General features: G+C 38.7%; 26 protein-coding genes. 11 read left to right on the top strand and 15 right to left on the bottom strand.

Annotated elements, in window-relative coordinates; all coding sequences use genetic code 11:
* Positions 1-47: 47 nt before the first annotated feature.
* Genes aspS through thiI form a run of 3 tightly spaced genes read left to right on the top strand, consistent with a single transcriptional unit; the run spans position 48 to position 3,851 of the window.
* Complete coding sequence (aspS, locus tag FM071_RS04915) at positions 48-1,805, top strand: aspartate--tRNA ligase (protein ID WP_193111900.1); 1,758 nt, start codon at positions 48-50, stop codon at positions 1,803-1,805.
* Positions 1,806-1,808: 3 nt separating this feature from the next.
* Positions 1,809-2,378, top strand: a complete 570-nt coding sequence (locus tag FM071_RS04910; RefSeq protein ID WP_193111899.1) for an adenylate kinase — start codon at positions 1,809-1,811, stop codon at positions 2,376-2,378.
* A 15-nt stretch (positions 2,379-2,393) separates the two neighbouring features.
* Positions 2,394-3,851: a tRNA uracil 4-sulfurtransferase ThiI gene (gene thiI, locus FM071_RS04905; RefSeq protein ID WP_226960589.1), complete on the top strand. Its 1,458-nt coding sequence runs from the start codon at positions 2,394-2,396 to the stop codon at positions 3,849-3,851.
* Position 3,852: 1 nt separating this feature from the next.
* On the opposite strand, the gene adk is transcribed toward thiI, so the two are convergent.
* Positions 3,853-4,503: an adenylate kinase gene (gene adk / locus FM071_RS04900; RefSeq protein ID WP_193111898.1), complete on the bottom strand. Its 651-nt coding sequence runs from the start codon at positions 4,501-4,503 to the stop codon at positions 3,853-3,855.
* Positions 4,504-4,558: 55 nt separating this feature from the next.
* Positions 4,559-4,849: a hypothetical protein gene (locus tag FM071_RS04895; RefSeq protein WP_193111897.1), complete on the bottom strand. Its 291-nt coding sequence runs from the start codon at positions 4,847-4,849 to the stop codon at positions 4,559-4,561.
* A 45-nt stretch (positions 4,850-4,894) separates the two neighbouring features.
* On the opposite strand from FM071_RS04895, the gene FM071_RS04890 reads away from it, so the two are divergent.
* The 4 genes from FM071_RS04890 to FM071_RS04880 are packed head-to-tail and all read left to right on the top strand — an operon-like array spanning position 4,895 to position 6,629.
* Positions 4,895-5,626 carry a competence/damage-inducible protein A gene (locus FM071_RS04890; protein ID WP_193111896.1) on the top strand — a complete coding sequence of 244 codons (732 nt, stop codon included), beginning with the start codon at positions 4,895-4,897 and terminating at the stop codon, positions 5,624-5,626.
* 48 nt (positions 5,627-5,674) lie between these two features.
* Positions 5,675-5,803 carry a hypothetical protein gene (locus FM071_RS10810; RefSeq protein WP_264299369.1) on the top strand — a complete coding sequence of 43 codons (129 nt, stop codon included), beginning with the start codon at positions 5,675-5,677 and terminating at the stop codon, positions 5,801-5,803.
* 22 nt (positions 5,804-5,825) lie between these two features.
* A complete protein-coding gene (locus FM071_RS04885; protein ID WP_226960588.1) occupies positions 5,826-6,428 on the top strand; it encodes a DUF6166 domain-containing protein in 603 nt (200 codons plus the stop codon).
* 9 nt (positions 6,429-6,437) lie between these two features.
* Entirely contained in the window at positions 6,438-6,629 is a 192-nt protein-coding gene (locus FM071_RS04880) for a hypothetical protein (protein ID WP_193111894.1), read from the top strand.
* A gap of 10 nt (positions 6,630-6,639) precedes the next feature.
* Here FM071_RS04880 and FM071_RS04875 read toward each other — a convergent pair whose 3' ends face one another.
* Positions 6,640-7,143, bottom strand: coding sequence for an ankyrin repeat domain-containing protein (locus tag FM071_RS04875; protein ID WP_193111893.1), 504 nt, complete (start codon positions 7,141-7,143; stop codon positions 6,640-6,642).
* Between the two features lie 96 nt (positions 7,144-7,239).
* On the opposite strand from FM071_RS04875, the gene FM071_RS04870 reads away from it, so the two are divergent.
* Together FM071_RS04870 and FM071_RS04865 are read left to right on the top strand one after the other, a co-directional pair.
* Entirely contained in the window at positions 7,240-8,445 is a 1,206-nt protein-coding gene (locus FM071_RS04870; protein WP_193111892.1) for a tetrahydrodipicolinate N-succinyltransferase N-terminal domain-containing protein, read from the top strand.
* Between the two features lie 70 nt (positions 8,446-8,515).
* Positions 8,516-8,821 (top strand): hypothetical protein, encoded by a 306-nt coding sequence (locus FM071_RS04865; protein WP_193111891.1) that lies wholly within the window; start codon positions 8,516-8,518, stop codon positions 8,819-8,821.
* Here FM071_RS04865 and FM071_RS04860 read toward each other — a convergent pair.
* From FM071_RS04860 to FM071_RS04815, 10 genes are all read right to left on the bottom strand, one after another.
* Entirely contained in the window at positions 8,818-10,149 is a 1,332-nt protein-coding gene (locus FM071_RS04860; RefSeq protein WP_226960587.1) for an SH3 domain-containing C40 family peptidase, read from the bottom strand. The genes FM071_RS04865 and FM071_RS04860 overlap by 4 nt on opposite strands.
* 10 nt (positions 10,150-10,159) lie before the next feature.
* The gene (locus FM071_RS04855; protein WP_193111890.1) at positions 10,160-10,816 is read right to left on the bottom strand and encodes a LexA family transcriptional regulator; all 657 of its coding nucleotides are present in this window, start codon (positions 10,814-10,816) and stop codon (positions 10,160-10,162) included.
* Positions 10,817-11,039: 223 nt separating this feature from the next.
* Positions 11,040-11,186, bottom strand: a complete 147-nt coding sequence (locus FM071_RS04850; RefSeq protein ID WP_193111889.1) for a hypothetical protein — start codon at positions 11,184-11,186, stop codon at positions 11,040-11,042.
* 3 nt (positions 11,187-11,189) lie between these two features.
* Positions 11,190-11,660 (bottom strand): tRNA (cytidine(34)-2'-O)-methyltransferase, encoded by a 471-nt coding sequence (locus FM071_RS04845; RefSeq protein WP_193111888.1) that lies wholly within the window; start codon positions 11,658-11,660, stop codon positions 11,190-11,192.
* Positions 11,660-12,496, bottom strand: a complete 837-nt coding sequence (gene purU / locus FM071_RS04840) for a formyltetrahydrofolate deformylase (protein ID WP_193111887.1) — start codon at positions 12,494-12,496, stop codon at positions 11,660-11,662. The genes FM071_RS04845 and purU overlap by 1 nt, the downstream gene beginning before the upstream one ends.
* Positions 12,493-12,828: a CiaD-like domain-containing protein gene (locus FM071_RS04835; RefSeq protein WP_193111886.1), complete on the bottom strand. Its 336-nt coding sequence runs from the start codon at positions 12,826-12,828 to the stop codon at positions 12,493-12,495. The genes purU and FM071_RS04835 overlap by 4 nt, the downstream gene beginning before the upstream one ends.
* Positions 12,819-13,067: a tetratricopeptide repeat protein gene (locus FM071_RS04830; protein WP_193111885.1), complete on the bottom strand. Its 249-nt coding sequence runs from the start codon at positions 13,065-13,067 to the stop codon at positions 12,819-12,821. The genes FM071_RS04835 and FM071_RS04830 overlap by 10 nt, the downstream gene beginning before the upstream one ends.
* Positions 13,068-13,080: 13 nt before the next feature.
* Positions 13,081-14,148 (bottom strand): 3-isopropylmalate dehydrogenase, encoded by a 1,068-nt coding sequence (gene leuB / locus FM071_RS04825; RefSeq protein ID WP_193111884.1) that lies wholly within the window; start codon positions 14,146-14,148, stop codon positions 13,081-13,083.
* The gene (locus FM071_RS04820; protein ID WP_193111883.1) at positions 14,149-14,655 is read right to left on the bottom strand and encodes a 3-isopropylmalate dehydratase small subunit; all 507 of its coding nucleotides are present in this window, start codon (positions 14,653-14,655) and stop codon (positions 14,149-14,151) included.
* Between the two features lie 73 nt (positions 14,656-14,728).
* Positions 14,729-15,976, bottom strand: coding sequence for a sensor domain-containing diguanylate cyclase (locus FM071_RS04815; RefSeq protein WP_193111882.1), 1,248 nt, complete (start codon positions 15,974-15,976; stop codon positions 14,729-14,731).
* A gap of 88 nt (positions 15,977-16,064) precedes the next feature.
* Between FM071_RS04815 and FM071_RS04810 the strand changes: the two genes are divergently transcribed.
* The gene (locus tag FM071_RS04810) at positions 16,065-17,072 is read left to right on the top strand and encodes an Lcl C-terminal domain-containing protein (RefSeq protein ID WP_193111881.1); all 1,008 of its coding nucleotides are present in this window, start codon (positions 16,065-16,067) and stop codon (positions 17,070-17,072) included.
* Between the two features lie 9 nt (positions 17,073-17,081).
* Here FM071_RS04810 and flgG read toward each other — a convergent pair whose 3' ends face one another.
* A complete protein-coding gene (gene flgG, locus FM071_RS04805) occupies positions 17,082-17,870 on the bottom strand; it encodes a flagellar basal-body rod protein FlgG (protein WP_193111880.1) in 789 nt (262 codons plus the stop codon).
* 18 nt (positions 17,871-17,888) lie between these two features.
* Positions 17,889-18,710: a flagellar hook-basal body protein gene (locus tag FM071_RS04800; RefSeq protein WP_193111879.1), complete on the bottom strand. Its 822-nt coding sequence runs from the start codon at positions 18,708-18,710 to the stop codon at positions 17,889-17,891.
* Positions 18,711-18,846: 136 nt separating this feature from the next.
* Here FM071_RS04800 and rpoD point away from each other — a divergent pair, with 136 nt between their 5' ends.
* Positions 18,847-20,694 carry an RNA polymerase sigma factor RpoD gene (gene rpoD / locus FM071_RS04795; RefSeq protein WP_193111878.1) on the top strand — a complete coding sequence of 616 codons (1,848 nt, stop codon included), beginning with the start codon at positions 18,847-18,849 and terminating at the stop codon, positions 20,692-20,694.
* The last annotated feature ends 7 nt before the right edge of the window (positions 20,695-20,701 follow it).

The raw sequence follows: 20,701 nt of genomic DNA, 5'->3' as shown, positions 1-20,701 counted from the left end.
GGACTTTTTGGATATAATCGCAAAAATTTTTAAATAGGACTTTAACCTTGAGAAGTCATTACTGTACAGATTTAAGTGAAAAAAATGTTGGCGAAGAGGTCACACTTACCGGTTGGGCGAACAGCTACCGCGACCATGGTGGGATCATCTTCATAGATTTACGTGACAAAACTGGTCTTATCCAGCTTACTTGTGACCCTGAGGATTCAAAAGAGGCACATAAAGTTGCAGACAGTGTTCGTGACGAGTATGTTCTTATTGCAAAAGGAACGATCCGTCTCCGTGGTGAAGGACTTACAAATCCACGCCTTAAAACAGGTGCTATCGAAGTAGTTGTCAAAGAGCTAATCATTGAAAACAAATCAGCGCCGCTTCCGTTTGTCATCGGTGATGAGAAGGTCGGTGAAGAGACAACGCTTAAGTACCGTTACCTCGAACTGCGTGACCCGTCAAAATATGAAGCTTTCCGTCTTCGTTCAAAAGCGGCGATAGCAGCTAGAAACATCCTTGATGCAAATGGATTCCTTGAAGTTGAGACACCTATTTTAACAAAATCAACACCGGAAGGTGCTCGTGATTATCTCGTGCCGTCTCGTGTTCACAGCGGTGAATTCTATGCGCTGCCACAATCTCCACAACTTTTCAAACAACTTTTAATGGTTGGCGGTTTTGACAGATATTTCCAGATAGCAAAATGTTTCCGTGACGAAGATTTACGTGCAGACAGACAACCGGAATTCACTCAGATAGATGTCGAGATGAGCTTTTGTAACCAAGAGGATGTCATCAAAGTAGCAGAGGATCTCCTTAGTGCAATGTTCGCGGCATGTGACGTTGAGGTGAAAGCACCGTTTAACCGCATCACATACAAAGAAGCTATGGAAAAATATGGTTCAGATAAACCAGACCTTCGCTATGGACTTGAGATGGTCGATGTTATCGACATTTTTGAGCGTTGTGACAATGAGATATTTACAAACATCGCTAAAAATCCTCACATTAACCGCATCAAAGCGCTTCGCGTTCCTGGTGCCGATTTGATATTTTCAAAACGCGAAATGAAAGGTTTTGAAGATTTCGTACGTAAGTTCGGTGCCCATGGTCTTGGATATTTCCAGATGAAAGAAGATGGTCTCAAAGGCCCGCTTACAAAATTCTTCACTGAAGAAGATATTCAACTCATCATAGAAAGAACTCAACTTGAAGTCGGTGATGTTGTGTTCTTTGGTGCAGGTGAGAAAAAAGTTGTCTGGGACTACATGGGACGCTTTAGAAACTTCATTGCAGAACATGAGAAAATGAATCTTATCGATCCAGACAAGTATGAGTTTGTATGGGTTGTTGACTTCCCGATGTTCGAAGTCGAAGATGGCCGCGTAAAAGCACTGCACCATCCATTTACAATGCCAAAAAGTTTGGATTGTGATGATGTGGAGGAGATAGAGTCTATCGCTTACGATATCGTTCTTAACGGTGTCGAGCTTGGTGGCGGATCTATCCGTATCCATAAAGAAGATATTCAAGAGAGTGTCTTTAAACTCCTTGGAATCGAAGAAGAAGAAGCGCAGGAGAAATTTGGTTTCTTACTCGATGCACTTAAATTTGGTGCGCCTCCACATGGTGGTTTCGCGATCGGTTTCGACAGACTTATGATGCTTATTTCTAAAACTGCATCTATCCGTGATGTCATCGCTTTCCCTAAAACACAAAAAGCTTCTTGTATCTTAACAGATGCACCATCTCCTGTAGACAACACTCAACTACGTGACCTGCACATTAGACTGCGTGAGCAGACAAAAGCGTAGAGAATGAAAAAACTCTTTTTGATCATCGGAGCACCCGGCTCCGGTAAAACTACCGACGCAGAACTTATAGCCAAACACAACGACAACATTACCCACTACTCAACAGGTGATATGCTTCGTGCTGAAGTGGCAAGCGGCAGCGAACGAGGCAAGATAATTGAAAAATATATCTCTCAAGGGCTTATCGTTCCTATTGAGATCGTCATAGAGACAATCGTAAATGCAATTAAATCAGCACCTACGGATGTTGTCATCATTGACGGCTATCCACGCAGTATAGAGCAGATGATAGAACTTGACAAATATCTCCAAAAGACAGATGAAGTACTGCTGGTCTCCGTTATAGAAGTCAGAGTCAGTGAAGAGACAGCAAGAAAGAGAGTGCTTGGCCGCGCCCGTGGTGCCGATGATGATGAGAAGGTATTTAACAACCGAATGAAAGTTTACAGAGAGCCTCTTGAAGAGATTCGTAAATTTTATTCAAGTATAAATCGTCTTGTAGTTATTTCAGGTGAAGATTCTATTGATAAAATAGTCCAAGAGATGGAAAGTTTTATAAACTCCAGACTCTAAAAGTAAGGCACCCCATTGCAACAAAAACAAAAATTCATACTCAAGCTGTTTCCCGAGATAATGATCAAAGGCTCCTCTGCCAAACGTCAGATGACCGGACAGCTTTATAACAATCTTTTAACCATTTTAAAACGCATCGATGAATCTGTCGATGTCTCTAAATTCTCTGATAAACTTGAAGTTTTTTCGCCTCAGGAATTTCTTCCCGAAGTAAGACAAAAACTACTTGACACTCCCGGTATAGAGATGATCCTTGAAGTTTTACAGTTTGATGAGATGGATACGATTGAGAAGATAAAGGTCAAAGTGCGTGAGCTTGTTGCCGATTCACTCAAAGATAAAACTTTTGTCGTCCGTGTCAAACGTTCAGGAAAGCACTCTTTTACCTCAATAGATATAGAGCGAACTGTCGGCGGACATCTCCTTGCAAACTCCGAAGCAAAAAATGTCGATCTTAAAAATCCTGATGTTGTTGTACAGATGGAGCTTATTGAGAATCAGCTCAATGTCATCACGGCAAAATATAAAGGATTAAGCGGCTTTCCAATAGGAACACAGGGAGATATCCTCTCCTTGATGTCCGGTGGATTTGACTCGACAGTTGCCTCTTACCTGACAATGAAACGGGGTATAAAAACACATTTCATCTTCTTTAATCTCGGTGGTATGGCACATGAGATCGGTGTTAAACAGGTGGCACTCTATCTCTGGAGTAAATTTGGCTCTTCACATAAGGTCAAATTTATCTCTGTACCTTTTGATGATGTCATAGAAGAGATATTTCACTCCACTCCTCCTACGTACATGGGGGTAACACTCAAACGTCTCATGCTTATCGCTTCGGAGAAAGTTGCCGATGCAATGGAGATAGATGCACTTGTCACAGGAGAGAGTGTCGCACAGGTCTCAAGTCAGACACTGCGCAACCTTGCCCTCATCGACCAGGTAACGAACAAACTTGTTCTGCGTCCATTGGCAACAGTCAATAAACCAGAGATCATCAGTATAGCAAATGAGATAGGCACACGACATTTCGCAGAGAACATGCCGGAGTATTGCGGTGTCATTTCTCAAAACCCTATCACGCACGGCTCTTTCAAAAGAATGGAAAAAGTTGCACAAAAATTTGACTATGCAGTGCTTGATAAAGCCGTAGAGACGGCACAGCACTTAAACATTGATGAGATAGTGGATGATGTGGCGAATTTAGCGCCTATAGATGTAGTTGAAGACCTGAGCAGTGGAGAGTTTACTGTCATAGACATTCGTCCTGAAGATGAGTGCATTACTACAGAGTGTGAAACGATCAAGATACCGTTTCATAAATTGAAAAAAGAGTTTGAAAAGCTGCCAAAAGACAAAGAGTACCTTTTTTACTGTGACAAAGGCATCATGAGTCAGCTTCACGCGCAGTACCTGCGTGATGCAAAAGGATATGAAAATATCCGTGTATATCGTCCAAAAGGAGAGTAGCTTACTCTCCTAATTCTGAAACAATCGCTTTTTCAACATCAGCGATATCAGCCGTTCCATCAACTGTGATGTATTTTAGTTTTGGATTTTTCTCAGCCTGTGCTTTATAATAACCGATCAAAGGTTCCGTCTGTTCATGATAGACTTTGAGTCTGTCTAAAACAACTTCTTCTTTATCATCGTCACGCTGAACAAGCTCTTCACCTGTAAGGTCATCTTTACCTTCAACTTTTGGCGGATTGTAAACGACGTGGTATGTTCTGCCGCTTGCCAAGTGTGCACGGCGTCCGCTCATACGTTTAACGATCTCTTCATCGGGAACATCTATCTCTATCACGGCATCAATCTCAATGCCTGCATTGGTAACAGCATCAGCTTGAGCGAGTGTGCGAGGAAATCCGTCAAGTAAAAAGCCGTTCTTGCAATCATCTTCGGCGATTCTATCTTTTACAAGTCCAATGATAATATCATCTGTTACAAGCTTCCCTGCATCCATAGCCTCTTTTGCAAGTTTTCCCATCTCAGTACCGGCTTTGATAGCCGCACGCAGCATATCGCCTGTAGATATCTGAGGGATATTATATTTTTTCGTCAAAAATTGAGCCTGTGTACCTTTTCCGGCACCTGGAGCTCCTAAAAGAATTATTCTCATGTTGTTTCCTAATATTTTAATGGTGAAATTATAGTAAAAGAGAGTTTAAACTACCCTACTCTTCTTCGACGAATCCGAAATCTTCATCGTCACTGCCGCGTTGTGCCATTTCAATGTCTTCTATAAGCTCTTTTGCTTCATCTTCATCCATTGCACCCTCTTTAATATCTTCTAGAACATCCTCAAGATCAGCTTTGAACTCACGCAGTTCTTCAATCTCTTCTTTTGCATCTTCGCTGGCTTCTTTGTTGTCTGCTATCTCTTCAAATATCTCATCAAGACGGTCATTGATATCCGGAATAACGCCATTTGCTATTAAATCTTCTAATTTTTTTGTATGTGACATAGTCGCACCTTTTCTTTATTTATGCAATTATACTATAATTTAGACATGAAATTTTACCTAGTAATCATCGGAACAGAAATATTAAACGGCAGACGCGAAGACAAGCATTTCAAATTCGTTCAAGAAGAACTTGCCAAATACGGACATGAACTTTTTGCATCGTTTACGATCAAAGACGATAACGAACTTATCACGCGAACATATAAGATGATACAGCAGGACAAAGAAGCTGTCATGTTCTCTTTTGGCGGCATAGGCTCAACTCCTGACGACCTGACACGTCAAATCGCGGCTGACGTATTTACAAATGCTCCCATTGTGACACATGAAAAGTTCAAGCAGGATATAATAGAGAGATTTAAAAAAGCTGCCTATCCGCACAGAATTCACATGGCAGATTTGCCGCAAGGTGCAGAATTACTCTTTAACCCTGTCAACAATATGTCCGGATTTTCACTTGAGAATCGTTACTTTTTTGTTCCCGGTTTTCCATCCATGTCACATCCTATGATAAGTGATGTAATAAAAAAACATTTCTCTCACGCAGAAAAAAAACACCGCCTGACACTCCTTGCGGACACAAGTGAAGAATCACTCATATCTTTAATGCAACAACTGCCTTCTTCCATAGAACTCTCTTCTCTGCCAATGTTTATCAATGAAAAACCAAAAGTAGAACTCTCACTCAGCGGTACTGATAAAAAAGAGCTTGAACACTATTTTCAACTCTTTAAAGATGAGCTTAAAAAACAAAATATCAGCTATAATTTAAACTAATAATTTCTTTGGTCGATATGTAAATATCATAAATCAAGGAATTTTACCATGTTAGTTTGGTTATTGGTACTTTTATTGCTTTTTAGTTTTATATATGTTGTTTATCGTATCGTCTTTTTACCTGAAGAAAAGAAAGAAATCGATGAAACAGAGCAGCACTATACTTTTAAAATATAAGTGAGAAACAATGGCAATTGTTATGAATAACCATGTCTTTAAAGGGCATAGAACACTTCTTGGAAACAAGTTCGTTACCTATGGCGAACTGGAACTCCCTACCCGCTTTGACAACTACCCAAAATCCAAAAACGGTTTTGACTGGGGAAATAGCTCAATAGGAGCGAATCAACTCGCTTTTTCCATACTCTTTCAACTCTCTTCCCAAGAACTGGCAGAAAAATATGTTGAACAATTTACGCATGATGTCGTACGAGGTCTCCATACAAGAGACTGGATATTGAGTGCTTCTGATGTGCTTGAATGGATCGAAAAAAACTGTGATATTGTGCAACAAAAAGAGCCAGAGACAAAAGTAAAAGTAAAAGCGGCCAACAATCCTGCAAAAAAGCCGAAAAAACAAAAATCAAATATCGTTAAAGATATATGCAAAGAGTTGGACATTACGCAAAAGCAACTCGCTGAGATCCTCGAAGTACCGGAAGGTACGGTAAGTTCCTGGGCTGTAAAAAATGAGATTCCGCGCTTAGGGAAAAAAGCCATAGAATTCTACATGAAAAGCCAAAAAAATCAAAAGATAGTAGATAGCTACAGAAGTTTCATAGAACTTCTCCAAGCTTCATAAAGGAGTAGCATGAAACCAAAAGATGAAGTAACCAGAAGTCTTCTCATAGATCGTCAAACATGGGATGATGCTATGAAATATTCGCGTGACAGATACAAAATGAGTCTCTCAAAAGTGATCGAATCACTTTTACAAGAGTGGCTTGTAAAAGAAAAAAGAAAACCGCTCGACAATTCAAAACAGGCGAAATTTTTCGAGTAATATTTATCCTCTAGCGTGCATAATCAGTATTTTTCGGTGCTTCAGGATCATAATCCAAAAGTGCGAGAACTGATTTTTTATTCATTTTTCGTGCAAAATCAATAGCACTGAACCCCTTGGAGTCCTTTGCATATTGATTTGCACCATTTTCAAGTAAAAGCTTGATAATCTCTACCCGACCATAACATGCTGCTGCCATCAATGCCGTAAAACCGCTTTTTCGTGTTGTCTTATTTACATCAATACCCTGCTCTAAAAGATAAGAAACCATATGAATGTTATCATAAGTGATAGCCATATCAAATATACTTACACCTTCATCATCAAAATCAAAGATATCTGCGCCACTCTCTACAAGCAGCATTAACGTCTCTATAGAACAACCGGCTCTCAGTGCACAAGCGAGAACAGATTCACCTGCTTCATTCGTTTCCTGCAGATCCGCCCCCTTTTTTATATGTTTTTTAATACCAAGATAATCGTCACTTTTTAAAAGTTCAAGCCATTTATTCATAATTTATTCTTTATTTTATATTTTACAATTGTACTTAAAATCCTATTAGGGGTTTTTAAGTATAATTACACAAAAAATTACTTAAGCGAGAATTCAATGGAAGTTATTCAAACAACTGATGCTTTTAAAGCACTGATAGAAAACGTCAAAACGTCAACACCGGGATATAAAGATCCTTTAGCATTCGGAATCTGCCGTGTCGATCTGGGACAGCTCAATGTAGATAAATCCCTTCAGGCAACATACCCTATCATTAACTGGGATGAAAATTTCGGAAGTGCGGCTATCTTCATCAAAGCACTTGCAGAACAAGGTATAGAAGTTGATTTCACACAAAATGAAGTTGTTTGCAATATCAACTTAGCGTTCTTAAAAGCATGTCTTAATGCCTTTACACCATACTCTGACGAAGCACATGGCGATGCACATAAAAATATTCAGGTCGTTTCAGCTCTTTACTCTCAAATCATCAATAACGGCTCACTAGAAGGTGAATTCAAAGTATGTTTTATCTTTGAAGATGCGCCACTTGAGAGTGTCGAAGCAACATACCTTAAACTTTACGCTCTTTCACAAGCAAAAGTAGGTCTGCGTGAGATCAATCTAAACGGTGCGTTTGGTGCTCTTCCAAATGTTGCATGGTCAAACGGACAGCCAATCGAATTGGATTACCTGCGTGAATTCGAAATAGAACTCAAACTTGCGAACGAATTCCCTCATATCGATTTTGTAGATAAATTCCCAAGATTCTTACAGCACATCATTCCTGCAGACAACACACGTATCTTAGATACTGCAAAAGTTCGTTTCGGTGCACAGCTTGCAGCAGGAACAACAGTTATGCCTGGTGCTTCATATATCAACTTCAATGCCGGTACAACAGGTGTCTCTATGGTGGAAGGCCGTATCTCATCTTCAGCTATCGTTGGTGACGGTTCTGATGTCGGTGGAGGTGCCAGTATACTCGGTGTTCTTTCAGGAACGGACGGTAATCCTATCTCAGTCGGTAAGAACTGTCTTCTTGGTGCAAACTCTGTTTGTGGTATTCCTTTAGGTGATGCTTGTATCATCGATGCAGGCATTGCTATCTTAGAAGGTACAAAAATCGGTATATACCCTGCTGAACTCAAAAAAATAGAGGAAGCAAACCCTGCGATCAAAGGAAAAATTTCCGGAGAGATATTCAAAGGAAAACAGCTTGCAGGTCTTAACGGACTTCACTTTAGACAAAACTCACTCACAGGTGAGATCACAGCTTCTCGCTCTACAAGAGAAGTAAAACTCAACGCCGATCTTCACTAAGCACTTGCAGTACTCACTTTGAGAGTACTGCCGTTTTGTGTTATAATAGTGAATATAGAAGGAGGTTACCATGAGTATCTCAAACAATGTATCATCTTTACAGGCAAATCAGGTCTTTATGAATGCAAATGCCAACAATGTGGCAAATGTAAACACAGACAAATTCATTCCAACTGACACACGAATGGTGGATGATAAGAACTCTGTTCATGCAGAGACAAGACTTGCAGATGACAACGGTTCACAAAAAAGTCAAACTGATCTGGCAAAAGAGATTCCCGATCAAGTTATCATCGATGGAGTAGCAGAGGCAAATGTCGCAGCCATCAAAACACAGGATGAAATGTTCGGCTCACTTTTGGATATTAAAGCTTAATTATTACTCTGCGTGAGGATATTCATGCTTTTGAGCTGTCTTAAAATGGAAGCATTTTCATCATAATCTGGAAGTTCTTTTCCAAGTTCAAGGGTGCTAAAAATTGGTTTCCCGATGATAAACCTTCCCTCTTCCCCATCTTTTTTTGTTTTTATACCCCATGTATTTTGAAAAATAATCACTTTGTCATTTTTCACTCCTACATAGAGCATTATATGACCTTTTTTATAAAGCAGTGTCTCAAAAGGAATCCCCTCTTCTTTAATAAGAGCAACCTTTTCTTCATCATGAAGTCCGTCAAATGAGACAACTTTACCAACTTTACCCTGTTCATACGAGTTCCTTGGCAGCCATAGTCCAAAAGGAGCATAGAAATCACGTAGCATTGAAGAACAGTCTCTTTGTCCGTACATTCCACCCCATCCATACTCCACATGCATCACTTCATTTAAAATTTTTGCGATATTTTCTTTATTGAACTTCAAAACATCTTTATGGAGTATCTCTTTTGAAATATTCGACTCTATATAATATGCTTCATTCTCTTTATAGTTCCCAATCGTCAAAATAGTAAAACTATCATCTTTTTCATCTATTTCAGGCAGCATCATACCAATACGGGAACGAAATAAAAAATTACCTTTGGCGTCATAAATTGGTTCGGATTCTTTCATTACAAACTCTTTTTGAGCTTTTTGGTAGAGTTTTGCATACTGTAGCGGTATAAAAGCTATATCACGGGATTTTACCCATCCGTACGCAAAACTCGCTTCAATGAAAGCCCACTCTCTATCACGAGAGAAATGGGAAACTAAAATAGGCTTGTTTGGAGCAATAGTAGAATTTTGCATATAATCAAACGGAAAACCCTCTCCAGCTTCATTAGGATCCATCAGCAGGGGTTTATCAGTTGGAAATGCTCTAATATCGATCCGTTTGAGCGTGATGGCAGGTTTATTAAGTGTCGAAAAATCTTTAAAATTAGAACGTTCGTAAATATCTTTAAAAAATGATGCTTTTAAGGGTTGGAGATTTTCCCCATAGCTGTTTGCAGAGCGAAAGGCACGATAAGCCCACATCGCTTCATGCAGGGAAATATCTATTTTATCAATATTCCATGGAAGAAAATAGTGCTTTTCGTAACTTTCAAGTGAACCGATATAGCGCTCATTGATAGTATCTACATAAGCAGAAACATTTTGATCTACATTTTGCAGGTCTACCACACTCTGAGGTAGCTCTGCTTGTGCTGTTTCTGGTTCTGCTGCTTTTTTCTGTGCACAACCCGCAAAAAAAGAAACAATAAAAATAAAAACAAAATATCTCAAAAATTTCCTTTTAATCAACATCTCCAAATCTACTGATAACACGACCAATGACTTCGATTTCATTAGGGTCTAACACCTGTGTCGGATAGACAGAATTATCAGAGATAACATCGATCATCCCATCCATTCTTCTTTGTACCCGTTTAATGAAGAGTCCGGCCTCTGTACGGATAGTAAAAATACCTCCGCGATTAAGGTCTGTTTTCTCTCGATTTATAAATACAATGTCATTATAGCTAAATGTAGGTTCCATAGAGTCTCCGGAGACATTAATCGCTTCTATATTTTTCAGCTCACGTTCACCACCGAGCATAAACACGAACTGCTCAGGAATTTCAAGCTCTTTTATCTCTTCGAAATCACTATCGGCACCACCGCCTGCACTTGCATTTATATCTGTAAAATATTTTATCATATAATTGTTTGTCGCTTCAACCAAACTCTCAGGCGATTGACCGTAGAGCATCCAGTTGATTGATATACTTCTTTTTGCACAAAAATCCAAAAGTTCTGCAAAAGGAATTTTATTACGTTTTTTCATCGTTGCAAAATTCATTTGTGAAATGCCCAATAACTCGGCCACATCTTTGTCAAAAACTTTTTTTGGTGCAAATTCAGGAGAAACGATACTCTTTATCTCTTCGACTATGTCAGTAAAACTATTCATTTTGACCCCTTTTTGAATAAATATTTCATAGTATAGTCAAATTTAAAAAGAAAATCAACATTTATATTGCAATTTGTCATATTTTTTCAAAGAGAGTTTGTTTTTTTGTAATATTTTTTCAAGTTAAAATAAAAGGATACAAAATGGCACTTATTATTAAAAACGCAGAAACACTTTTTGAAAGATTTGAAAATAAAATGGAGATTTGGGCAGAAAAACTTTTTTAGGACTTCTCTTCGTTCTTCCGCTTCTCTTCTTTTTCTCGCTCTTGTTCTCTCTGCTCTGATTTTGTTTTATGGTAGCCGCCAAAAATAAAGATCATAAAAAGAACAAAGAGTATGAGCATTACAGTATCAACAAAAGAATTCATATATTACGCCTTATCAAAAGTAGTATAGTTTTGACGAATAGCATCATAGAGCACAATGCCGGTTGATATGGCGAGATTGAGACTTCTACCCTCTTTTGTCATGGGAATCGTAATTGTTTGTGACTGATACCTGCTTAAAATATCTTCCGGAATACCCGCAGTTTCACTGCCGAAGAAAATATAGTCACCTTCTTTAAATTCTGCTTCAAAATAGGGTCTATCTGTTTTTGTCGTTGCAAAATAAGCATTGTCTGTGATCGTATTATTTGAAAAGAAATCATCAAGACTCTCCCAGACATGCAGATCAAGTTTATCCCAGTAATCAAGTCCTGCTCTGCGAACCGCTTTTTCATCGATATCAAAGCCGATTGGTTTAATGAGATGAAGCGAGGCACCTGCATTGACACAGAGACGGCCTATTGCCCCTGTGTTGTTAGGAATCTGAGGATGTACTAAAACCAGGTTGAACGACATTAAAAGATAACCGTTCTGTTTGCATAAACAAAGATTCTGTCTTCAAGGGCAAGTTTCAGTGCGCGTGAGAGAACAACTTTCTCCACATCTCTACCGGAGCGCTGCATATCTCTCCACCCGTAGGCATGATTGACATGAATGACTTCTTGAGCGATAATCGGCCCTTCATCAAGATTGTTATTTACAAAGTGTGCCGTAGCACCAATAATCTTCACACCTCTGTCATAAGCCTGTTTATATGGGTTTGCACCGATAAATGCCGGTAAGAACGAGTGGTGAATATTCATAATCTTATCTTCAAATGCTTCAACGAAACGCGGTGTCAAGATACGCATATATTTTGCCAAAACGATATAATCGACATCTTTAAAACCATTGATAGTCTCAATTATCTTATTTTCATGTTCGGGACGCTCAAGACCTTCGTGAGATATTGTAATATAAGGAATGTCGAATTTTGAGACCAGTGATTCAAGTGTGTCATAGTTTGATATAACAGCCAAAATATTTGCCTCAAGTTCACCTGCCTCATGACGGATCAGAATATCACCAAGCGCATGCATCTCTTTTGTCGCCATAATAATGATATTTTTCTTTTTCGGTTCAATTACTTTTATACTTGAATCAACAGGAAGAACTTTTGTGACAGCTGCCGTCAATTCATCTTTATCTACATTGCCGTCAACAACAGAACGCATAAAAAATTTATTACTCTCTTTATCAACAAATTCACTATTGGATAAAATATTAAGATCATAGTTATAAAAAACACTTGATACTTTATGAACCAAGCCTTTTTCATCGTTTGCATCTATTAAAACACGGTATTGGCTCACTTCATGTTTCCTTTTTCTAATTTTTCCACTCTTGCATCAATTGTAGCGAGCGTGTACTCTAAAAAATTAAGCGTCATGTCTATCTTAGCTTCGATATTCGCATTGTTCGGTGCCTGGAACCCTTCAAAAAGCACCAACAAACGCTCTCTGATAGAGTTAAGATAGATCAGTTCACTCTCAACACTCGATTCATCAGCTGCAGCTGTTTTTATCAAGGGTTCCTGCTGCTGCGGCACTTTTTGCGTATTTTCTTGTTTTGGTATTGACTCGGTTATCGGGGCGTCATCTTCCATCTCAGCCAGTGTTGAGAGTATTACATCTTTTAATTCCATGCTTTTAATAACCACCTTTCAAACTCTTTAAACTCTACATCCGTATCCATTTTAAGAAAAAAATCTTTCATTTGAGAATTGACTCTTAAAAACTTTTTACGCATACCGGACAATCTTCTTATGGCAATTTTAGCATCAGAGTTATTAGGATCTTTTTTCAGTATCTCCTTATATATCTCCAATGCTTCCTCTTTTAAACCCTGCAGTTCATAGATATTTGCCAAAGTAAGTGTCTGCATCTTTATATAACTCTTATTTCTCGATATAGTTCGCGATAATTGAACCCATTTCACTTGTTGAACAGATCTCTTTTGCATCAAATTGTGCAAGATCCTGTGTTCTATAACCTTCTGCAAGAGCACGTTTGATTGCTGCATCAATTTTATCTGCTGCAGCATTTTCATTTAATGCGTAACGCAACATCATCGATGCTGATGAGATCGTTGCTATAGGGTTGGCAATCCCCTGTCCCGCAATATCAGGTGCTGAACCGTGAATAGGCTCATAAACACCAATCTTTGCACCAACAGAAGCAGATGGAAGCAGACCGATAGATCCAGAAAGCATAGAGGCTTCATCTGAAAGAATATCTCCAAATATATTACCGGTAAGCATTACATCAAACTGTTTTGGATCACGGATAAGCTGCATAGCGGCATTGTCAACATACATGTGAGAGAGTTCAACTTCCGGATACTCTTTTGCAACCTCTTCAACAGTCTCACGCCATAGTTGTGATACATCAAGAACATTTGCTTTATCTATCGAGCATACTCTTTTACTTCTTGTCATTGCAATTTTAAATGCCTGGTGTGCAATACGAATGATCTCATCACGTGAGTATACCATTGTATTCCAGCCTTTATTTTCATCACGGCCTTTTGGCTCACCGAAATAGATACCGCCGATAAGCTCACGCACGACCATCAAATCAACACCGCGAACGATCTCAGGCTTTAATGACGATGCATTCGCAAGTTCATCATAAACAACGGCAGGGCGCAGGTTTGCATAGACACCAAGTTCTTTTCTAAAACGTAGTAAGCCGCTTTCTGGACGCTTCTCACGTGGAAGAGTGTCCCATTTTTCACCGCCGATTGCACCAAAAAGTACAGCATCTGAGTTCAATGAACCTGAAACAGTCTCTTGAGGAAGCGGATCACCTGTAATATCATACGCAGCTCCACCCATCAGCAACTCTTCATAGTTAAAATGAAAACCACTGTAAGATGCCACTGCATCAAGTACTTTAACAGCTTCGTCTATGATCTCCGGACCTATTCCATCACCTTTAATAAGTGCTATTTTATATGATTTCATCTATTTTTTACCTTCTATCTCATTTTGTGCAAAGTTCATCAAACCGCCTGCATCTATCAACTCCTGCATAAATTCAGGAATCGGTGTAAAACTATATGTTTTACCTGTCGTTTTATCTGTAATCGTACCGGCATTCATATCTATACTGATCTCATCGCCCTCTTTTATCTCCGCTGCTTCTTTAAGCTCAAAGATAGGCAGTCCCATATTAAAAGCATTTCTGTAAAAAATTCTTGCAAATGTCGGTGCTACGATTGCAGCTACACCTGCCGCCTTAAGTGCTATTGGTGCATGTTCACGTGAACTTCCGCAACCAAAGTTTTCATCTGCGACTATAATATCACCTGGAGTCATTTTATTTACAAACTCTGGATCGGCATCTTCCATAACATGTTTTGCCAACTCTTCAGGTACTGAAGTGTTTAAGTAACGTGCTGCTATGATCAAGTCTGTGTCGATATCTTTTCCAAATCTCCAAACTTTACCGTTTATGTTTGCTTTTTGCATATAAATTCCTAATGTTTTACTTAAATAATTTTGCGATTATATCCAAAAAGTGATTGTAGTTTTATAAAGCGTTTCATTCTGCTTGAAAAAAAGCGAAACCGTCTCTGCCTGATTCTTTGACTTTATACATTGCCATATCTGCATTCTTGACCAACTCTTCAGCATCTTTGGCATCTTGAGGATATATGGCAATCCCTATGCTGGTACTGATTTTCAATGTTGATTCTCCAAGTGCTATAGGCTCTTTCATCGCTTCTACGATCTTCTTTGCCACTGTTTTTGAAGTTGTCATCTCTTTGTTCTCTTCAAGGATAATCATAAACTCGTCGCCGCCGATTCTAGCGAGTGTATCTGCCGCACGCAGACACTCCTGCAGACGCTGAGAAAAACGTTTCAGAAGTTCATCACCCACATCGTGACCATATTGATCATTTATCTGTTTAAAGTAATCTATATCCAAAAAGAAAACACCGAGTGCACTTTTATTTCGGTCTGCTTTTTTCATGGCAACAGCCAGTCTGTCATTAAAAAGTGCTCTGTTTGGTAAATCCGTAAGATCGTCATGGTTTGCTTTATAATCAAGAAGATCTTTTTGTCTGTTCAGTTCTTCATGATACTCGGAGAGTGTATTTATCATTATGTTGAAGTTTTTAGCAAGTTCCCCTATCTCATCATCGTTATAAACCCTTACATGCGTATGCAGCGTCTTTGTCTGAATGATCTTCGTAGTACCTTTATTGAGTTTTGCGATAGGATTCAAGATTTTACGGCTTAACAGTTTATAGTAACGTGAAGTGATAATGATAGATACCAATATAATGAGCGTGATGAATAATGTCTGAGTCAAAAGGTGAGTAATAAGCATTTGTGTTGAATGAACAAGGACAAGATAGCCTATGGTTCTGTTTTCTGCGTGTACAGGTACAACAGTATAGAGTTCGAACCCTTTCGAAAACTGTTCTTCTTTGAGTGTCATTTTCTCTATTTCATTATTTTTTTTATAAGGTTGCTTTTGTACATATACCCCCAGTATATTTCCATTGACATCCAAAGCATATGCCTCAAGTATATTTTCTGCGTATTTTACAGAAGACAATGATTCATCAATATTTTTAGCATCTTTAAAAAGAAGTGCCGGAGCGATATTTTGGGCAAGAACCTTTGCTAAAGTACGGCTTTGATACTTTAAAATTTTTGTACCGTCAATATACTGATAAAGCACAATGAAGATTATCGCAATAATGCCTGCTATAAGAGCAGTAGAGAGATTCATAAAATCAAGTTTTTTTGAAATATTCAACTTATTGTAAAACTGTAACATCTATTTTTATGCCCTTTGTATAACAATTATCATATAATATCATAAGATATGTTATAATCGCCCTTAAAAATTCTCTGGAAGTTTTGAATTGATTAAATTATTTTTATTAATCGGCATTTCTGTTTACTTTATAGGTTGCGGCAGCACAAAAGAAGTGCCTGTTAAAAAACTCATTACAGATAAACCTCCCAAGCAAAAAACCATTGTGCAACAACGCACCAAATTCAAACTCTCCGTTCAAAGTCCAAATGCAACACGTATTCGCATCCTTAACATTAAGCCAAAATATAAAGACGGTATTTTATTACAAAAGGGAAGGTATCACATTGAGGCAACAGCCAAAGGACACATTACCTACAAAAAGTGGATAGACCTTAACAAAGACACAACTCTTACCATTGCGCTCAAACGTAAAAAAAATGTATCTCAAGGTTTTATCCACTGGAGAGAGATCAAAGATATGAAATATATTGATGGCCTCTTCTGGCAGGATCAAGCAATCAACAAACAGCAAAAAATGAATTGGAACGATGCTAAAGAATATTGTAAAGATCTAAAAATTGCTCTTAACGACCATATACTCATCGATGATTTTAGACTGCCGACAGATGAAGATCTTGTAACACTAAGAGATCACAATGCCCGTCTTGACTATTCCGGTGCACTTTACTGGTCATCGACAACAGATATAAGGCATCGGGATTTCGCAAAATATGTCTATATTGGCAGAGACAAAGAAGGATGGTACAACAAAAGTGGTAAAACATATGTTCGTTGTGTCTCAGACAAACACTATCCTTTGAAACTATCAATGAAAAAACTTATAAAACACTTCATACGCCACGAGCATTACTCTTATCTCGATGCCTATGAACTTGCTGTTAATTTAAAATATGGCAAACCCCTGATCAAAAACAGTGTTCACGAACAAAACCATAAAGAAAAATTACTACTTCGTTCAGAAAAATATAATAAAGACAAAAAGTATTTTTATTATAAAGAACATCTTGTAAAAGAGAAAAAAAACAGAAAGAAATCCCCTGATGTCAAGTTTGAAATTATCAATGACAAACTTATTCTCAGGGAAATTAATTAAAACGCTGAATTAACGCTTGAGATTATTTGTAGTTTGGAGCATTTCATCACTTGTAGTGATTATCTTTGAGTTTGCATCATAAGCACGCTGACCTGTAATGAGATCGGTAAGTTCGACAACGAGTTCAACATTACTAAGTTCTACAAATCCCTGACGAATCGTACCAAGACCATCGACACCAGGAATACCTTCAACAGGTTGCCCGGAAGCGTCTGTTTCAAGATACAGGTTGTCTCCCATTGAATGCAGACCTGCCGGATTTATAAAATTGGTCGTTTGAATCTGTCCTATCTGTGTTGCCTGCGTTTGACCGGGTTGAACAACCGTAACCGTACCATCTGTTCCTATACTAATACTTGTTGCATCAGGCGGCACAACAATCTGCGGAATAAGATAATACCCGTCACTATTGACAATCGCACCATCCTGATCCAGCTTAAAAGCACCGTTTTTTGTATATACTTCTGTTCCATCAGGCAGTTCAAGTTTAAAAAAGCCACGTCCTGTAACGGCAATATCAAGCTGATTGTCCGTCTGCTTGAGAGAACCTTCCGAAAAGATCTTGTTAACAGCAGTTGAACGAACACCCAGTCCTACTTCAATACCTGTAGGTGATTTTGTCGTATCACTCGTAGATGTTCCGGCATACTCCATAACATGGTACATAAGATCTGCAAATTCCGCACGCCCTTTTTTAAAACCGATTGTATTGACATTGGCAATATTATTGGCTGTTGTGTCTATCTGCGTCTGCATTCCGAGCATTCCCGTCGAAGCGGTATAAAGTGATTGCATCATTGTTCTATTCTCCTATTCCTAAGCTTTTCGTGCAATTTTCTCAATTGCGTCTCTATTCATATCGTTCATTTGTGTATCCATCGCTTTTTGATACATCCCGACAAGTCTATTCGTCTCAATAAGCTGCGTCATCATCTTCACGGCATTGACATTGCTTTTTTCTACAAATCCTTGAGCGACGGCACCACTCTCTTCGTTAATGGTCATTCTCTTCATATCATCCAGTTTATAGAGGTTGTCGCCCTCTTTTTTCAAATACTTAAGATTGTCAACATTCGCTATTAGAAGTTTTTTATTCTGCGTGAGTGTCAAAGATCCGGGAACGTTTGTTGATATCTGTCCGTTCTTATCAATATCTATGACACTGTCAGTAGTTGCAAAAGTGATGCCTTCCTTGCTTTGAAAATAATCATCACCAAGCACTTCATAGCCCTGCTTTGTTACAAGCTTTCCTTCATCATCAAGTGAAAAAGAACCATCTCTGGTAAATCTGACACCTTCTGGTGTTTTTACAGCAAAGAAAAGATTGTCACGTGAGAGAGCAACGTCAAGCTTATTTGATGTCTTTTGTAGATTTCCAACAGAAAAGTCCGTATAGGCATCGACAACCTGTGGCGCTTTTGCCATAGCTCTATTAATAAACTTGGCAGCCTCTTTTGTGTTGTTATCATTTGGAAGATCATCTCTTTTTTGCTGATAAAGACGCATAAAGTCGCCTACAATGAGGTTGTCTTCTTTAAAACCGTTTGTATTGACATTGGCTAGGTTATTTGAGATGGTGTCAAGCCTGTTAAACTGTGTCACCATTCCAGCAGCAGAACTATAATAGCCTGTTTGCATTCAGTACCCCTGTTTTGCATTATTTTTCAAGATTTAAGCAAAGGGTGTTCCAACTGTAAAACAAGTCCCTTTTAAGAAAGTTTCGGTATAATCCACCTTTTAAAAACCTTAACTTAGCAATGGAGCAACCTCCGATATGACAGCAAAAGAACTCAACAAAGCCCTCGAGACTTTTTTTCAAGAGCACAAATCAAAAGATTGTATCACATACGAATCAATCATTGACCTTTTTGAAAAACAGCCAACCGCTGCACAAGCAAAAAATATATTAAAACTTGCAAACAAACACAATAAATGTCTTTATACTGCAAGTGAACATGCAAAAAAACTAAATGACCAAGAAGCGGAAGCTCGCCGTGATGCACAAAGAAAGATGCTCGAAGACAATGAAACAGACAAGTTCGACATCTTAAAAGAGCATGAACTCCTCGAGTGGTCACGTTCAGATTCTCCGGTGCGTATGTACCTGCGTGAGATGGGACAGATTCCACTTTTGACAAAAGAAGAAGAGATCGAAATCTCTAAAAAGATAGAAGCCGGTGAAGGCATCATCATCGATGCTATCTGTTCTGTTCCTTATCTTATTGATTTTATTCTCGATTATAAAGAGCCGCTTATCAACCGGGAAAGACGCGTAAAAGAGCTTTTTAAATCTTTTGAAGATGAAAAAGACGATGATGACAGCAATGATGATTCGGATGATGAAGAGAGTAAAACACTCTCTGCAAAAGACAAAAGCAGAGTCGACAAGGTAACAACAAGCTTCAAAGCGCTTGAAAAAGCTAAAAAAGACTGGATGAAAACGCTTGACAAAGCACCGGAAAATCTTGGCAGCGAAGAACTCACAGAAGAGATAGTTCATTACTATTTAATACTTACATGGAAAAAATCTGTCCTGAAAGAAAAACTTCTTGATCTAGGACCGACTTCAAAGCTTATCAATGAACTTGTAAAAGCAATGGAGACGGCACTGAAATCTGATGAAGGCTACGACAAGGAACTTAAACGTCTTGAGTATAAACTGCCGCTTTTCAATGCCACGCTCAAGGCAAACCATAAAGTACTTGTTGAGAAGATCCAGGATCTGACAAAAGAAGATATCGCGAACATGGTACCTGAAGCGACAATGGTCTCTACATATATGGAGATAAAAAAGCTCGTTCAGACAAAAGAGGCGTCAAAAAACTCTTTTGATATGGAACCGGAAAAACTTGCAGATATTTTAGAGCAGATCAAGCGCGGTAAAAATATCTCAGAGATTTCCAAAACGAAAATGGCAAAATCAAATCTTCGTCTTGTCGTTTCCATTGCAAAACGCTACACAAATCGAGGGCTTCCATTCCTTGACCTCATTCAAGAGGGTAATATCGGCCTTATGAAAGCCGTTGACAAGTTCGAATATCAAAAAGGTTACAAATTTTCAACCTATGCTACATGGTGGATTCGTCAAGCTATCTCACGTGCTATAGCCGATCAAGCGAGAACTATCCGTATTCCTATCCATATGATAGAAACGATCAACCGCATCAATAAAATTATGCGTAAACACCTTCAAGAACATGGGAAAGAGCCGGATGTTGATACAATCGCTCAAGAGGTCGGTCTTTCTGTCGAAAAAGTTAAAAATGTCATTAAAATCACAAAAGAGCCTATCTCTCTTGAAGCGCCTATCGGTAGTGAAGAAGACGGCCGTTTTGGTGACTTCATTGAAGATAAGCAGTCACTTTCACCTTCAGATGCAATTTTAAAAGATGATCTTCGTATTCAGATAGAACAGGTTTTAGAGCAACTTAACGAAAGAGAAAAAGCCGTTATCAAGCTTCGATTTGGAATCATGGATGATGAGAGTGACAGAACGCTAGAAGAGATTGGAAAAGAACTAAGCGTTACACGTGAGCGGGTTCGTCAGATCGAATCATCTGCGATTAAAAAGCTCAAACACCCTAAAGTTGGCCGTAGACTGAAAAACTATATAGAAGAGTAAAGAGAGC

This window comes from Sulfurimonas paralvinellae (assembly GCF_014905135.1).
Lineage (GTDB): Bacteria > Campylobacterota > Campylobacteria > Campylobacterales > Sulfurimonadaceae > Sulfurimonas > Sulfurimonas paralvinellae.
Note: the sequence above shows the minus strand (reverse complement) of the source record. Positions and strands in the feature narration are given on the sequence as shown.